This window comes from Burkholderia sp. AU44665, from assembly GCF_030504405.1.
Taxonomy (GTDB): Bacteria; Pseudomonadota; Gammaproteobacteria; order Burkholderiales; family Burkholderiaceae; genus Burkholderia; species Burkholderia semiarida.
Genome location: NZ_JAUJRI010000012.1, coordinates 126424 through 141597, shown reverse-complemented (window position 1 = coordinate 141597; position 15174 = coordinate 126424). Strand labels below are relative to the sequence as shown.

General features: G+C 68.2%; 13 protein-coding genes. 5 read left to right on the top strand and 8 right to left on the bottom strand.

Translation table 11 applies throughout. The annotated features are described in order from the left end of the window. Positions 1–113: 113 nt before the first annotated feature. Together murU and QZM15_RS23280 are read right to left on the bottom strand one after the other, a co-directional pair. Complete coding sequence (gene murU / locus QZM15_RS23285) at positions 114–851, bottom strand: N-acetylmuramate alpha-1-phosphate uridylyltransferase MurU (RefSeq protein WP_302107330.1); 738 nt, start codon at positions 849–851, stop codon at positions 114–116. A gap of 22 nt (positions 852–873) precedes the next feature. Continuing rightward, positions 874–1923 (bottom strand): aminoglycoside phosphotransferase family protein, encoded by a 1050-nt coding sequence (locus QZM15_RS23280; protein ID WP_059642949.1) that lies wholly within the window; start codon positions 1921–1923, stop codon positions 874–876. Positions 1924–2145: 222 nt separating this feature from the next. Here QZM15_RS23280 and QZM15_RS23275 point away from each other — a divergent pair, with 222 nt between their 5' ends. From QZM15_RS23275 to rsmA, 4 genes are read left to right on the top strand one after another with little or no spacing between them, the layout of a single operon-like run. Beyond that, positions 2146–4506, top strand: a complete 2361-nt coding sequence (locus QZM15_RS23275) for an LPS-assembly protein LptD (RefSeq protein WP_089465126.1) — start codon at positions 2146–2148, stop codon at positions 4504–4506. Between the two features lie 51 nt (positions 4507–4557). Continuing rightward, positions 4558–5916 (top strand): peptidylprolyl isomerase, encoded by a 1359-nt coding sequence (locus QZM15_RS23270; protein WP_059578719.1) that lies wholly within the window; start codon positions 4558–4560, stop codon positions 5914–5916. Positions 5917–5927: 11 nt separating this feature from the next. Then, a complete protein-coding gene (pdxA, locus tag QZM15_RS23265) occupies positions 5928–6917 on the top strand; it encodes a 4-hydroxythreonine-4-phosphate dehydrogenase PdxA (protein WP_059642958.1) in 990 nt (329 codons plus the stop codon). 47 nt (positions 6918–6964) lie between these two features. Beyond that, positions 6965–7792 carry a 16S rRNA (adenine(1518)-N(6)/adenine(1519)-N(6))-dimethyltransferase RsmA gene (rsmA, locus tag QZM15_RS23260; RefSeq protein ID WP_034201387.1) on the top strand — a complete coding sequence of 276 codons (828 nt, stop codon included), beginning with the start codon at positions 6965–6967 and terminating at the stop codon, positions 7790–7792. A gap of 96 nt (positions 7793–7888) precedes the next feature. Here the strand turns inward: rsmA and QZM15_RS23255 are convergent, their stop codons facing one another. After that, entirely contained in the window at positions 7889–8824 is a 936-nt protein-coding gene (locus tag QZM15_RS23255; protein WP_060966680.1) for a DMT family transporter, read from the bottom strand. Positions 8825–9174: 350 nt separating this feature from the next. On the opposite strand from QZM15_RS23255, the gene gloA reads away from it, so the two are divergent. Next, positions 9175–9558 (top strand): lactoylglutathione lyase, encoded by a 384-nt coding sequence (gloA, locus tag QZM15_RS23250; RefSeq protein WP_059578709.1) that lies wholly within the window; start codon positions 9175–9177, stop codon positions 9556–9558. A gap of 108 nt (positions 9559–9666) precedes the next feature. Here the strand turns inward: gloA and QZM15_RS23245 are convergent, their stop codons facing one another. The 5 genes from QZM15_RS23245 to glyQ are packed head-to-tail and all read right to left on the bottom strand — an operon-like array spanning position 9667 to position 15111. After that, positions 9667–10557, bottom strand: a complete 891-nt coding sequence (locus tag QZM15_RS23245) for a M48 family metallopeptidase (protein ID WP_060314988.1) — start codon at positions 10555–10557, stop codon at positions 9667–9669. Between the two features lie 45 nt (positions 10558–10602). Further along, positions 10603–11367 (bottom strand): 1-acyl-sn-glycerol-3-phosphate acyltransferase, encoded by a 765-nt coding sequence (locus tag QZM15_RS23240; RefSeq protein WP_059578704.1) that lies wholly within the window; start codon positions 11365–11367, stop codon positions 10603–10605. A gap of 43 nt (positions 11368–11410) precedes the next feature. After that, complete coding sequence (gmhB, locus tag QZM15_RS23235; RefSeq protein WP_060314991.1) at positions 11411–11974, bottom strand: D-glycero-beta-D-manno-heptose 1,7-bisphosphate 7-phosphatase; 564 nt, start codon at positions 11972–11974, stop codon at positions 11411–11413. 10 nt (positions 11975–11984) lie between these two features. After that, a complete protein-coding gene (gene glyS / locus QZM15_RS23230; protein ID WP_059642974.1) occupies positions 11985–14084 on the bottom strand; it encodes a glycine--tRNA ligase subunit beta in 2100 nt (699 codons plus the stop codon). A gap of 22 nt (positions 14085–14106) precedes the next feature. After that, on the bottom strand, positions 14107–15111 hold the full coding sequence (glyQ, locus tag QZM15_RS23225) for a glycine--tRNA ligase subunit alpha (RefSeq protein WP_006477868.1): 1005 nt from the start codon (positions 15109–15111) through the stop codon (positions 14107–14109). Positions 15112–15174 lie beyond the last annotated feature (63 nt).

The following is a 15174-nucleotide window of genomic DNA, read 5'->3' as shown; positions in this document are numbered from 1 at the left end:
GGGGCGTTCCCGGCATTCGATTCCGGATCGGTTCGCGCAGGTTGACCGGGTGCCGTCATCGGCCTGTCAGTCCATCGGCCGCCGAGCCGGCGAACCGGCAGTCAGCCCTGCAGTCAGCCGCGAAACGATCGGCCCGCGGCGGCGCGCAGGCGCGCGTCCAGCTCGCCGAGCTGCGCGGGCGTGCCGACGTTCTCCCAGATGCCTTCGTACAGTTCGCCGCTCGCGTGGCCGGCCTCGATCGCCGCGCGGTAGTACGGCGTCAGCGCGCGCCGCGTGCCGGGCGCGAGATCGCGGAACATCCGTGTGTCGTACAGGCCGATGTTGCCGAACGTGAAGCGCGCGGCGCCATCGAGCGCGAGACGGCCGTCGTCGCCGAGCGCGAAGTCGCCGGCCGGGTGGAACGGCGGGTTCGGCACCATCACGAGGTGCATCGCCGGCGTGTCGAGTGCGGCCATCCGGGCGGCGCGCGGCGCGAGCGTCCGGTAGTCGAAGGCGCAGTACACGTCGCCGCTGACGGCCGCGAACACGGTCGGTTGGCCGTCGCGCTCGATGAGCGGCAGCGCCTGTGCGATGCCGCCGGCGGTTTCCAGCGCTTCGCCTTCGGCCGAATACGCGATCCGCACGCCCCAGCGCGAACCGTCGCCCAGCGCGGCCTCGATTCGTTCGCCGAGCCACGCATGGTTGATCACGATCGTGTCGATGCCCGCCCGCGCGAGCGCCTCGATCTGCCACACGATCAGCGGCTTGCCGCCGGCTTCGAGCAGCGGCTTCGGGCAGGTGTCGGTCAGCGGACGCATCCGTTCGCCGCGTCCGGCGGCGAAGATCATCGCCGTGGTCAGGGTAGGGCTCATGTTCGGCTGGGTGTAAGGGCGCTCAGAATGTATAGCCGACGTCGGCCGGCGCGTTGCCCTCGAGCTCGTCGAGCAGCTTCGCGAACGGCACGAGCGGGCGATAGCGCAGCGCGACCTTGCGCGCATACGCGAGGAAGCGCGGCAGGTCGTTCAGGTAGTGCGGCTTGCCGTCGCGGTAGTTGATGCGCGCGAACAGGCCGAGGATCTTGATGTGGCGCTGCAGGCCCATCCATTCGAGCTGGCGGTAGAACTCGCCGAAGTCGGGATCGACCGGCAGGCCGGCCTTTTTCGCCTTTTCCCAGTAGTACGCGAAGCAGTCGAGCTCGAATTCCTCGTCCCAGCTGATGAACGCGTCGCGCAGCAGCGACACGACGTCGTACGTCAGCGGCCCGTACACGGCGTCCTGGAAGTCGAGCACGCCCGGGTTCGGCTCGCAGACCATCAGGTTGCGCGGCATGAAGTCGCGCAGCATGAAGCCTTGCGGCTGCGCGTGCGCGCTCGCGACCAGCAGCGCGAACGTGCGGTCGAGCGTGCCGCGCATCGCGTCGGTGACGGGCTTGCCGAGGTGGCGGCCGACGAACCATTCGGGCATCAGCTCCATTTCGCGGCGCAGGAACGCTTCGTCGAACGGCGGCAGCACGTCGGGCTTCGACGTGAGCTGGAAGCGGATCAGCGCGTCGAGCGCCGCGCGCATCAGCGGCTTTGCGGCGGCCGGGTCGGCCGGATCGAGCACCGAGATGTACGACGTGCGGCCGAGGTCCGTCACGAGCATGAAGCCCGCGTCGAAATCGTGGGCGAGCACGTCCGGCACGTGGTCGCCGGCCGCGGCGAGCAACTGCGCGACCTGGACGAATTCGCGGCACTTCTCGGGCGGCGGCGCGTCGACGGCGATCAGCGTGCCGCCGGGGCTCGCGGCGGACGCGACGCGGAAATAGCGGCGGAAACTGGCGTCCGACGACGCGGGCGCGAGGGTCGACAGATCGAGGGCGTAGCGCCCGGCGAGCGGGCGCAGCCACGCGGTGAGCGCGTCGAGGCGGGCGTCGGGCTGGGATGCGGCGGATGGGGGCGTCATGAAACTCGGCGGAGGGGGGAACGTCTTGCCATATAATACCCCACGACTTTTTTGACGCGCCCCGCGTCAGCTTCCGCCGTGCAGGCCCGCGCCTGTCGCGACGTCCGCCCGATCGCCTCCCCGGTTTGCGAAGAGCCGCAGTCGCGGCTCGACGGCGCGGCCCGCCGCGCGCGAAGGTGCCTTGCAGGCGCGGTTGACAAGGGGCGATTCGCCAAACGATAGATGCCGCCCAAACCGCTATTCCCGAATGTTTTCCCCGGTGACGGGGCGCCGCGCAAACGGCGGCTCGCGCTCGCGCTCCTGGCCGTGCCCGGCCTCGTGCCGGCCGTGTCGTACGCGCAGCTGTCGGGCGCCGCTGCGCAGCCGCAGCCGCTCGACTCGCCGTGGGATCTGCGTCTCGCACCCCAGCTCGAGGATCATCCGCTGAAGGACGGCGCGAAGCCGGCCGCGTTCGTGATCGCCGACCACACGAGCGGCACCGCCGAGCAGGATCTCGCCGCGAAGGGCTCCGCCGAGCTGCGGCGCGGCGATGCCGTCGTGAAGGCCGACGCGATCCACTACGATCAGGATACCGACATGGCCGATGCGTACGGCCAGGTCAAGGTGATCAACGGTGGCACGTCGTTCGCGGGCCCCGAGGCGCACCTGAAGGTCGAGGCGAACCAGGGCTTCATGACCGCGCCGAAGTATCACTTCAACGTGACGGGCGGGTCGGGCAGCGCGGAGCGCGTCGACATGGTCGACAACGAGCGCTCGGTGTTCGTCAACGGCACGTATACCGCATGCCAGTGCGCGACGAACCCCGCGTGGTACATCAAGGGCAGCCGCTTCGACTTCGATACGGGTGCCGACGAGGGCACCGCGCGCAACGGCGTGCTGTTCTTCCAGGGCGTGCCGATCTTCGCGAGCCCGTGGATGACGTTCCCGCTGTCGGGCGAGCGGCGCAGCGGCCTGCTGCCGCCGACGTTCTCGGTGAACTCGAGCAACGGCTTCGAGCTGTCGCTGCCGTACTACTTCAACATCGCGCCGAACCGCGACCTGACGCTCACGCCGCGCATCATCTCGCGGCGCGGCGTGATGGCCGAGGCGACGTTCCGCTATCTGTCGCCGTCGTATTCGGGCACGTTCACGGCCAATTACCTGCCGGACGACCGGCTCGCGCACCGCAACCGCTACGCGATCTACTGGCAGCACCAGCAGAACTTCGGCGGCGGTTTCGGCGGCTACGTCTATTACAACAAGGTCTCGGACAACACGTATCCGGAAGACCTCGGGTCGGCGAACCAGTTCATCAACGGGACGCAGACGCTGTACCAGCAGGAAGCCGGCCTCACGTACAACAACGGCCCGTGGTCGGTGCTCGCGCGCTACCAGCACTGGCAGACGCTGCCGCCGTCGATCGCGCCGTACAGCCGCGAGCCGCAGTTGAACGTGAAGTACACGAAGTACAACGTCGGCGGCTTCGACTTCGGCGCGGAAGCCGATTATTCGCGGTTCCGCATCACGACCGCCGACGCGACCGAAGGCGACCGCATCGTCTTCAATCCGTACATCTCGTACGGCGTGTACGGGCCCGGCTACTTCGTCGTGCCGAAGGTCCAATACCACTTCGCGTCTTACGACCTGAACTACCTGTCGTCGACCACGCCGAACAGCCCGAAGCGCTTCACCGAGTCGATCCCGACCGTGAGCTTCGACACGGGCCTGATCTTCGACCGTTCGGTGCGCCTGTTCGGCCAGGACTTCATCCAGACCCTCGAGCCGCGCCTGTACTACGTGTACACGCCGTATCGCGACCAGTCGAACGCGCCGCTGTTCGACACCGCGGAATCGGACTTCGGCCTCGCGGAGATCTACCAGCCGAACACGTTCGTCGGCAACGACCGGATCGCCGACGCGAACCGGATCACGGCCGGCCTCACGTCGCGCTTCATCGATCCGCGCACCGGCGACGAGCGCGCGCGCTTCGTGATCGCGCAGCAGTACTACTTCGCGGATCAGCGCGTCACGCTGACGCCCGGGCAGAGCGCCGTGCTGGCGCGCCACTCGGACCTGATCGTCGGCGCCGCGCTGAAGCTCGGCTCGGGCTTCATGTCGGAAACGGCGTTCCAGTACAACCAGAACAACAACCAGCTCGTGAAGTCGAGTATCGGTTTCGGCTACAGCCCGGGCGAGCGCCGCGTGATCAACGTCGGCTACCGCTATACGCGCACGAACACCACGCTCGACAACCAGCCGATCAACCAGTTCCTGGTGTCCGCGCAGTGGCCGCTCACGCGCCGCCTGTATGCGATCGGCCGCTTCAACTACGACTTCGCCGGAGATCGCGTGGTCGACGGTCTGGTCGGCTTACAATACGACGCGGATTGCTGGGCGCTCGGGGTCGGAGTGCAGCGGGCCGCGAACGGCATCAATACGTCGGGACAGCAGAACTCGTCGACGCGATTCATGATGCAGCTGACGCTCAAGGGCTTGTCGACCATCGACAACGGCCTCGTGTCCGCATTCCGCGCCGGGGTGCCGGGCTACACGCCGTTGCCGCCGCCGCCGCCGCCGATGTCCCGCTTCAGCAACTACGAGTAACGCCGGCATGTCTGCACCGGTCAGCACGATTTCAATGGAGTTTCAGTGGCAATGAAGAAAACCCTTCGTTTCGCGGCAGTCGTGTCCAGCCTCGCCGCGTCCGCCGCGCTGCTCGCCGCCGCGCCCGCTGCGGCGCAGGCGCTCGGTTCGCAAGGTGCGCAGCTCGCCGACGAAGTCGTCGCGGTCGTCAACAACGACGTGATCACCGGCCGCGAACTCGACCAGCGCGTCGGCCTGATCGCGCGCCGGCTGCAGCAGCAGAACGCGCCGGTGCCGCCGGCCGACCAGTTGCGCGCGCAGGTGCTGAACCAGATGGTGCTCGAGCGTATCCAGGTGCAAAAGGCCAAGGACGACGGGATCCGCATCGACGACGCGACCGTGCAGGCCACGCTGCAGCGTCTCGCGCAGGCGAACGGGATGACGCTCGACCAGTACCGCGCGCGTCTCGAGGCGCAAGGCGTGCCGTGGAGCATCTTCACGAACGATGCGCGTACCGAGCTGATGCTGTCGAAGCTGCGTGAGCGCGAAGTCGACGGCAAGATCACGGTGTCGGACGCCGAGGTCGCGAACTACATCGCGAGCCAGCGCGGGCCGAACGCGGCGCAGCAGCAGGACCTGCGCTTCCAGCACATCTTCATCAAGGCGCCCACCAACGCGCCGCAGGCCGACATCGAAGCCGCGCAGAAGAAGGCCGAAGCGCTGCTGCAGCAGGCGAAGTCGGGCGCCGATTTCGAGCGCCTCGCGAAGAACAACTCCGAAGCGAACGACGCGAAGAAGGGCGGCGATCTCGGCTTCAAGGCGCCGAGCGCGCTGCCGGCCGACGTCGTCGACGCCGCGTCGAAGCTGCGCCCGGGCCAGGTCAACCCGACGCTGATCCGCGTGCCGGACGGCTTCGAGATCGTGCGCCTCGTCGACCGCCGCCAGAGCCAGGGCGCGAGCGCCGCGGCGCCGAAGATCGTGCAGACGCACGTGCGCCACATCCTGCTGCGCGTTGGCGAAGGCAAGTCGGAAGGCCAGGCGCGCCAGCAATTGAGCGACATCCGCAATCAGGTCGAGGCCGGCGGCGATTTCGCGAAGTTCGCGCGTACCTACTCGCAGGACGGCTCGGCGTCGCAGGGCGGCGATCTCGGCTGGATCAGCCCGGGCGAGACCGTGCCGGAATTCGAGCGCGCGATGAACAGCCTGCAGGACGGCCAGATCAGCCAGCCGATTCGCACCGAGTACGGCTACCACCTGATCCAGGTGCTGAGCCGCCGTGAAGCGGAAGGGTCGGTGCAGCAGCAGATGGACATCGCCCGTCAGGCGATCGGCCAGCGCAAGGCCGAACAGGCGTATGCCGACTGGCTGCGCGAGCTGCGCGATTCGTCGTACGTGCAGTACAAGATCGGCGGCGTCGGCCCGGCGAACTGAGCGAGCATCGGATGACCATGCCCGCGCTGCAGATCGCGATCACGACCGGCGAACCCGCGGGGGTCGGCCCGGAGCTGACCGTGCAGGCGCTGCGTGACGCCGCGCAGCGCTGGCCCGACGCGCATTTCACCGTGCTCGGCGATGCGGCGCTGCTCGATGCGCGGGCGGCGGCGGTCGGGGCCGACCCGGCCACGCTGGCCGGCGGCACGCAGGTGTCGGTCGCGCATCACGCGCTGGCCGCGCCCGCGCAGGCGGGCAAGCTGGACGCGGCGAACGGGCGGTACGTGCTCGGGTTGCTCGACGCGGCGATCGACGGCGCGCTGGCGGGCCGGTACGACGCGATCGTCACCGCGCCGCTGCAGAAAAGCACGATCAACGACGCGGGCGTGCCGTTCACCGGTCATACCGAATACCTGGCCGAACGCACGCATACGCCGCGCGTCGTGATGATGCTGGCCGGCACCGGCCACCGGCCGCTGCGCGTCGCGCTCGCGACCACGCACCTGCCGCTGAAGGATGTATCGGCCGCGCTGACGATCGACGGGCTCGTCGAGACGCTCGCGATCATCGATCGCGACCTGCGGCGCGATTTCGGTCTCGCCGCGCCACGCATCCTCGTGACGGGCCTGAACCCGCACGCGGGCGAGAACGGTTATCTCGGCCGCGAGGAGATCGACGTGATCGAACCGGCGCTGGCCCGCGCGAACGCGCAACGCATCGACGCGCGCGGCCCGTATCCGGCCGACACGCTGTTCCAGCCGCGCCATCTGGCCGATGCCGATTGCGTGCTGGCGATGTTCCACGACCAGGGCCTGCCCGTGCTGAAGTACGCGACGTTCGGCGAGGGCATCAACGTGACGCTCGGGCTGCCGATCATCCGCACGTCGGTCGATCACGGCACCGCGCTCGATCTGGCCGGCACGGGCCGCGCGGATCCGGGCAGCATGATCGCCGCGCTCGATACGGCCGTCACGATGGCGCGCCATCGCCGCGCAGCCTGACGCCGCCGGCTTACTCCTTTCGTCGTATTTTTCGTTTTACTGAGTCGATGTCGAACAGCAGACAGCACCAAGGCCATTTCGCGCGCAAGCGCTTCGGGCAAAACTTTCTCGTCGATCACGGCGTGATCGACTCGATCGTCGCGACGATCGGCCCCGCCCGCGGCCAGCGGATGGTCGAGATCGGCCCCGGGCTCGGCGCGCTGACCGAGCCGCTGATCGAGCGCCTCGCGACGCCCGAGTCGCCGCTGCACGCGGTCGAGCTCGACCGCGATCTGATCGGGCGCCTGCAGCAACGCTTCGGCGCGCTGCTGGAACTGCACGCGGGCGACGCGCTCGCGTTCGACTTCCGCTCACTCGCGGCGCCCGGCGACAAGCCGTCGCTGCGGATCGTCGGCAACCTGCCGTACAACATTTCCAGCCCGCTGCTGTTTCACCTGATGACGTTCGCCGATGCGGTCATCGACCAGCATTTCATGCTGCAGAACGAAGTCGTCGAGCGGATGGTCGCGGAGCCGGGCACGAAGGCGTTTTCGCGGCTGTCGGTGATGCTGCAGTACCGTTACGTGATGGAGAAGATGCTCGACGTGCCGCCGGAATCGTTCCAGCCGCCGCCGAAGGTCGATTCGGCGATCGTGCGGATGATTCCGTACGAGCCGCACGAACTGCCGGACGTCGATCCCGTGCTGCTCGGCGAAATCGTCACCGCCGCGTTCTCGCAGCGCCGCAAGATGCTGCGCAATACGCTCGGCGACTACCGCGAGACGATCGATTTCGATGCGCTCGGCTTCGATCTCGCGCGCCGCGCGGAGGACGTGAGCGTGGCCGAATACGTCGGCGTCGCGCAGGCGCTGGCGGCGGTGCGCAAGGCCGGATGATGCGCGTGGCGCGAGCCGCTCATCGGCTGTATCGACGAGGCTGCCCGACGGGCAGCTTTTTTATTGCCCGCGCGTCTTCTTGCGCCGGTCCGGTCGTCACGCCCGCCGGCGCGGCGGCGCGTTGACGAGCGCGATGCCGGTCAGCACGAGCGCGGCCGCGGACATGAAGCGCCAGCCGACGGATTCACCGAGCAGCAGCACGCCGAACGCGACGCCGAACAGCGGCGACAGGAACGTGAAGACGGACAGCCGGGACGCGCTGTAGCGCGTCAGCAGCCAGAACCACGACAGATAGCTGACGAACGCGACGATCACCGACTGGTAGGCGAGGCTCGCCACCGCAATCGGCGTCACGTGCGCGAACGACATCTGGCCGAACAGCGCGGCGAGCGCGACCAGCACGACCGCCGATACCGCGAGCTGATAGAACAGCGTCTTGCTCGCGCTGGCTCGCGCGAGCGCCGTCGAGCGTACGACGACCGTCGTCGCGGCCCACATCGCGCCGCCGAGGATCCCGAGCGCGTCGCCGGCGAGCCCGGCCAGCACGGACGCGCCGGGCGCGCGCGGCTTCAGGAAGCCGTCCGCGAACGCGAGTGCGATGCCGGCGAATGCGATGCCCACGCCGGCCCATTGCGTGCGTTGCAGCCGCTCGCCCGGTGCGAACAGATGCAGGCCGAGCGCGGTGAAGCACGGCGCCGTGTACAGGAAGATCGCCATGTGCGACGCGCTCGTCAGCGTCAGCCCGAAGAACACGCAGACGAATTCGCCGGCGAACAGCGCACCGGCCGCGAGGCCCGCGCCGAACGTGCCGTCCGCCTGGAACAGCGGCGTGCCGCGCGTGCGGGCCCAGCCCCACAGCAGCAGCGTGGCGATCGCCGAGCGCAGCCCGGCCTGGAACATCGGCGCGATCGCGGCGTTCGTGCTCTTGATCGCGACCTGCTGGAAGCCCCAGATCGCGCACAGCAGCAGCATCAGGCCGACGGCGTGCGTATCGAGTGCGCGGCGCACGGGGGCGGCGGCAAGCGGGCTCATCGACGTGCCTCGCGGGTCCGGTGCGGTGGCGGCGAGGTGAGGCGGGCGGCGCGTCCGGTGCGCTCGGATGGGCGGTTTCGCACGGCAGGGTGGCGGTACGGAAGAGTGGGTGGTCGCGGTCGGGCTGTGGCATGCGTGCCCGATTTTGGTGCGAAGTGGAAGGATGTTACCCGATCGACGCGGTGGCCGGGTGAGTCGGATCGTGCTGTTTCCCGCCGCGGCGCTCGCTCGTGCTCGTGCGGCTCAGCCGCTGCACCGCCCGGGCGCGCGCCGGCCAGCCGTCCCCGGCGCGATTCACCCGACTCCGGTAGAATTTCCGGTTCTGGAAAGTCCCCACAGGAGTACAACACATGCGTTTGCTGCATACGATGCTGCGAGTCGGCGATCTCGACCGCTCGATCAAGTTCTACACCGAATTGCTCGGCATGAAGCTGCTGCGTCGCGAGGACTATCCGGAAGGCAAGTTCACGCTCGCGTTCGTCGGCTACGAAGACGAGCGCACGGGCACCGTGATCGAGCTGACCCACAACTGGGACACGCCGTCCTACGATCTCGGCAATGGCTTCGGCCATCTGGCGGTGGCGGTCGACGATGCGTACGCGGCCTGCGAGAAGATCAAGGCGCAAGGCGGCAAGGTCACGCGCGAGGCCGGCCCGATGAAGCACGGCACGACCGTGATCGCGTTCGTCGAGGATCCGGACGGCTACAAGATCGAGTTCATCCAGAAGAAGTAAGCGCGGGATGAACCGGGCCGCGGCGTGCGATGTGCGCCGCACCAACGAAAAAGGGCGATGCGGGGTAATCCGCATCGCCCTTTTTCGTCGGCGGCGAAGCCGTGCGCGTCAGAGCGACGGCAGCAGCTCGGGCGGGTGATGCTTGAGCGTGTGCCGCGCTTCGCGGAACTCGGGGAAGATCGATTCGACGGTCTGCCAGAAGGCCGGGCTGTGGTTCATCTCGCGCAGGTGCGACAGCTCGTGCGCGACGACGTAGTCGATGATCGACATCGGAAAATGAATCAGCCGCCAGTTCAGGCGGATCTTGCCGTCGCTCGAGCAACTGCCCCAACGCGTCGCGGCCGACGACAGCGCATACATCGAATACGTGACGCCGAGCTTTTCCGCATAGACCGCGAGGCGTTCGCCGAAGATGCGTTTCGCTTCGCCCTGCAGCCAGCCCTGCACGCGGTCCTTGATCTGCTGCATGTCGGCCTGCACGGGCAGCGGCAGCGACAGCCGCAGCGCGTCGGCATCGAACGCGACGGCGCCCGCGCCGAGCGCGATCGTCACCGTCTTGCCCAGATACGGCAGTTGCGCGCCGTCACGCCAGTCTATCTGCGGCAGCGCGCGTTGCTCGGTGCGCGTCTTCCATTCCGCGAGCTTCGCGAAGATCCAGCGCTGCTTCTCGGCGATCGCCGCTTCGATGTCGGCGAGCGTGACCCAGCGCGGCGCGGTGATCGACAGCCCGCTGCCGTCGATCGTGAAGCCGATCGTGCGGCGCGCCGAGCGCTTGAGCCGGTATTCGAGCACGCGGCTGTCGAGCGCGAACGTGCGCACGCGCGAGCGATCGGGCGCCGGACCGGGATCGAGCGGCGCGGCAGGGGCGGCGATGTCGGGCGGCGCCGGCGGGGCGGCGGGCGCCGACGGCGGCGCGGCCGGCCCGTCGAAGAGCGGCAGGTCCATCTGGCGATGATCGAGGGCCACGACGGCAGGCCGTGGCCGCGGACGCTGTTTCATCAGTTCGCTTCTTTTTGTCGTACGCAACGGCTGCAATCCGGGGCGTCAGGCGCGCGCGGCATCGCGTGTGCCGGCGTTGCCCGCCTGACGATACGCATCGGGATCGATGCGGCGCATTTCCGCTTCGATCCAGGCTTCGACCTGCGAGTTCAATACGTCGGGCGTCTTGCCTTCGACCGGAATCGGCTTGCCGATCGACACGGTGACGACGCCCGGGAATTTCGTGAACGAGTTGCGCGGCCACACACGACCTGCATTGTGCGCGATCGGCACGACCGGCGTGCCGGTTTCGATCGCGAAGCGCGCGCCGCCCGTCTTGTACTTGCCCTGCTTGCCGACCGGCGTGCGCGTGCCTTCGGGAAACATGATCATCCATGCGCCTTCCGACAGGCGCTTCTTGCCCTGGCGGATCACCGAATTGAACGCGTTCTTGCCTTCCTTGCGGTTGATGTTGACCATGTGCAGCAGCCCGAGCGCCCAGCCGAAGAACGGCACGTACAGCAGCTCGCGCTTGAACACGTAGCAGAGCGGCTTGGGCATCAGCGCCGGAAACGCGAGCGTCTCCCACGCGGATTGGTGCTTCGACAGCAGCACGGCCGGGCCGTCGGGCAGGTTCTCCATCCCTTCGATCCGGTAGCGGATGCCGTTCAGCCAGCGCACGACCCACAGCGTCGACTTGCACCAGCCGGCCGCCATCCAGTAGCGTGCGTCGGGGCGCATGAACGGGAACGCGATGAAGCACGCGGTGGCGTACGGCACCGTGTACAGGATGAAGTAGATCAGCAGCAGCAGGGAGCGAACGAAGCGCATCGGCGTGAGTCTGGCGTTGGGGAGGATGCGCGCGGCAGCCGCATCACTCGTGTTCGTGTGAAAGAAAATCGAGCGCGAACGCGCGCAGGTCGTCGTGCACCTTCGTGCCGGGCGGCAGGTTGCCCGCGGCGAGCGTCTTCTTGCCCTTGCCGGTCAGCACGAGGTGCGGCTGGAAGCCGACCGCGACGCCGGCGAGCAGGTCGCGCAGCGAATCGCCGACGACCGGCGTGTGATCGGGATCGATCTCGAAGCGCTCGGCGATCATCTGCATCATGCCGGGTTTCGGCTTGCGGCAGTCGCAGTGATCCTCGGCCGTGTGCGGGCAGAAGAACACCGCGTCGATGCGCGCGCCGACGGCAGCCGCCGCGCGATGCATCTTCAGGTGCATCTCGTTGAGCGCGGCCATGTCGAACAGCCCACGACCGATGCCGGACTGGTTGGTCGCGACGACCACGCGATAGCCCGCATGGTTGAGCCGGGCGATCGCCTCGAAGCTGCCGGGCAGCGCGATCCATTCGTCGGGCGTCTTGATGAACGCATCCGAATCGACATTGATCACGCCGTCCCGGTCGAGGACGACAAGCTTTCGGTTGGGGCTAATCGGCATCGTGCGGCCCTTATGCGGCGAGCTTCGAGATGTCGGCGACGCAGTTCATCTGCTGGTGCAGCGCGGACAGCAGCGCGAGACGGTTCGCGCGCAGCGCCGGATCGTCCGCGTTGACCATCACGTCGTTGAAGAACGTGTCGACCGGCGCGCGCAGCGCGGCGAGCGCCGACAGCGCGCCCGTGTACGCACGCGCCTCGAGCTGCGACTGCACGTGCGGCGTGACGGCCGCGAGCTGCTCGTGCAGCGCCTTTTCCGCGGCCTCGACGAGCAGCGTCGGCTGCACCGCGCCGTTCGCGCCGCCTTCCGACTTCTTCAGGATGTTCGAGATCCGCTTGTTCGCGGCCGCGAGCGCTTCGGCTTCCGCGAGGCGCGTGAATTCGCGCACCGCGTCGAGGCGCGCGACGAGATCGTCGATGCGCGTCGGGTTCAGGCTCAGCACCGCGTCGATTTCGCCGGCCGAATAGCCGCGCTCGCGCAGCAGGCCGCGCAGGCGATCCATGAAGAACGCGAAGATCGCGTCGGTCGATTCGGCGACGCCCGGCACGCCGTCGAAGCGTGCATGGGCCGTGCGCAGCAGCGACACGAGATCGAGCGGCAACTGCTTCTCGAGCAGCAGGCGCAGCACGCCGAGCGCGTGGCGGCGCAGCGCGAACGGATCCTTCTCGCCGGTCGGCGCGAGGCCGATGCCCCAGATGCCGACGATCGTTTCGAGCTTGTCGGCGAGCGCGACGGCGGTCGATACCGGCGTGGTCGGCAGCGCGTCGCCGGAAAAGCGCGGCTGGTAGTGCTCGGCGCACGCGAGCGCGACGTCGTCGGCCTCGCCGTCGTGGCGCGCGTAGTACGTGCCCATCGTGCCCTGCAGTTCCGGGAACTCGCCGACCATGTCGGTCAGCAGGTCGGCCTTCGCGAGGCGCGCGGCGCGCTTCGCGTGCGCGGGATCGGCGCCGATCGCCGGGGCGATCTCGCCCGCCAGCGCCTCGAGGCGCTCGACGCGTGCGAGCGCCGAACCGAGCTTGTTGTGATAGACGACGTTCGCGAGCTGCGGCACGCGATCGGCGAGCGGCTTCTTCTTGTCCTGCTCGAAGAAGAACTTCGCGTCGGCGAGGCGCGGGCGCACGACGCGCTCGTTGCCTTCGACGATCTCGCCCGGCGTCTTCGTCTCGATGTTCGACACGATCAGGAAGCGCGAGCGCAGCTTGCCGGCGACGTCGGTCAGCGCGAAATACTTCTGGTTCGTCTGCATCGTGAGGATCAGGCATTCCTGCGGCACCTGCAGGAATTCGTCCTCGAAGCGGCACGGGTAGACGACCGGCCACTCGACCAGCGACGTCACTTCGTCGAGCAGCGATTCGGGCATCACGACCGTGTCGCCGTTCGCATGTTCGTTCAGTTGCGTGCGGATCGTTTCGCGACGATCGGCGAAGTGCGCGATCACGCGGCCCTTGTCGCGCAGCGTGTCGGCGTACGCGCGCGCATGCTGGATCGCGACGAGGCCGTCGGACAGGAAGCGGTGGCCGAGCGTGGTGTCGCCGGCATCGACGCCGAACGCGGTGACGGGCACCACGCGGTCGTCGTGCAGCACCGTCAGGCGATGCACCGGGCGCACGAACTTCACGTCCGTGCCGTCCGGGCGCTGGTACGTCATGAATTTCGGGATCGGCAGCTTCGCGAGCGCTTCGTCGAGCGCGGCCTGCAGGCCGTCGGCGAGCGTGGCGCCGGCCGCCGAGTAGTTGATGAAGAACGCTTCGGCCTTGCCGTCCTGCGCGCGCTCGAGATCGGCGATCGACAGATTCGGGTGGCCGAGCGCCGCGAGCTTCTTCGCGAGCGGAGCCGTCGGCTTGCCTTGCGCGTCGAGCGCGACCGACACGGGCAGGACCTTTTCGCGGACCTGTCTGTCGGGCGCGACGGCGCGTACGTTCTGCACGACGACGGCGAGCCGGCGCGGCGTCGCGTAGCGTTCGAACACGAGTTCGCCTTCGACGAGGTCGCGCGCGGCGAGGCGTTGTGCGATACCTTCGGCGAATGCGTCGCCGAGGCGCGCGAGGGCCTTCGGCGGCAGCTCTTCGGTCAGCAGTTCGACGAGCAGGGGGGCGGGATGATTGTGCGTCATGTCTGGAATAAATCTCGTCTCGTCAGTCCTGATCGATCTTGCGTTCGACCTTGAGCGGCGGCGCCCATGCCGGCTGCGCGGCATCCTGGGCGTCGGTGGTGAGGCCCGGCACGCCCGGCGGGTTGCCGAGCATCGGGAAGCCGAGCTTCTCGCGCGAGTCGTAGTAAGCCTGCGCGACGAGACGCGACAGCGCGCGGATGCGGCCGATGTACGCTGCCCGCTCGGTGACCGAGATCGCGCCGCGCGCGTCGAGCAGGTTGAACGTGTGGCCGGCTTTCAGCACGAGCTCGTACGCGGGCAGCGCGAGCTGCGCGTCGATCATCTTCTTCGCTTCCGCTTCGTAGCTGTTGAAGAACGTGAACAGCAGGTCGACGTTCGCATGCTCGAAGTTGTAGGTCGACTGTTCGACCTCGTTCTGGTGGTACACGTCGCCATACGACAGGCGGCGCAGCTCGGGGCCGTTCGGGCCTTGCTCTTCCCACTCGGTCCACACGAGGTCGTACACGTTCTCGACCTTCTGCAGGTACATCGCCAGGCGCTCGAGGCCGTACGTGATCTCGCCGAGCACCGGCTTGCATTCGAGGCCGCCGACTTCCTGGAAATACGTGAACTGCGTGACTTCCATCCCGTTCAGCCACACTTCCCAGCCGAGGCCCCACGCGCCGAGCGTCGGGTTTTCCCAGTCGTCCTCGACGAAGCGCACGTCGTTCTGCTTCAGGTCGAAGCCGAGCGCCTCGAGCGAGCCGAGGTACAGGTCGAGGATGTTTTCCGGCGCGGGCTTGAGCACGACCTGGTACTGGTAGTAGTGCTGCAGGCGGTTCGGGTTTTCGCCGTAGCGGCCGTCCTTCGGGCGGCGCGACGGCTGCACGTACGCGGCGCGCCACGGCTCGGGGCCGACCGCGCGCAGGAACGTGTGGACGTGCGACGTACCCGCGCCGACTTCCATGTCGATGGGCTGGAGCAGGGCGCAACCCTGCTTGTCCCAGTAGGACTGCAGCGTCAGGATGATTTGCTGAAACGTAAGCATGAAGAGCCTTCGTGGCGCTGGCGCTCCGTTGCGGACGGCGCTCCGGGCGGGCCCGGAGGGTCG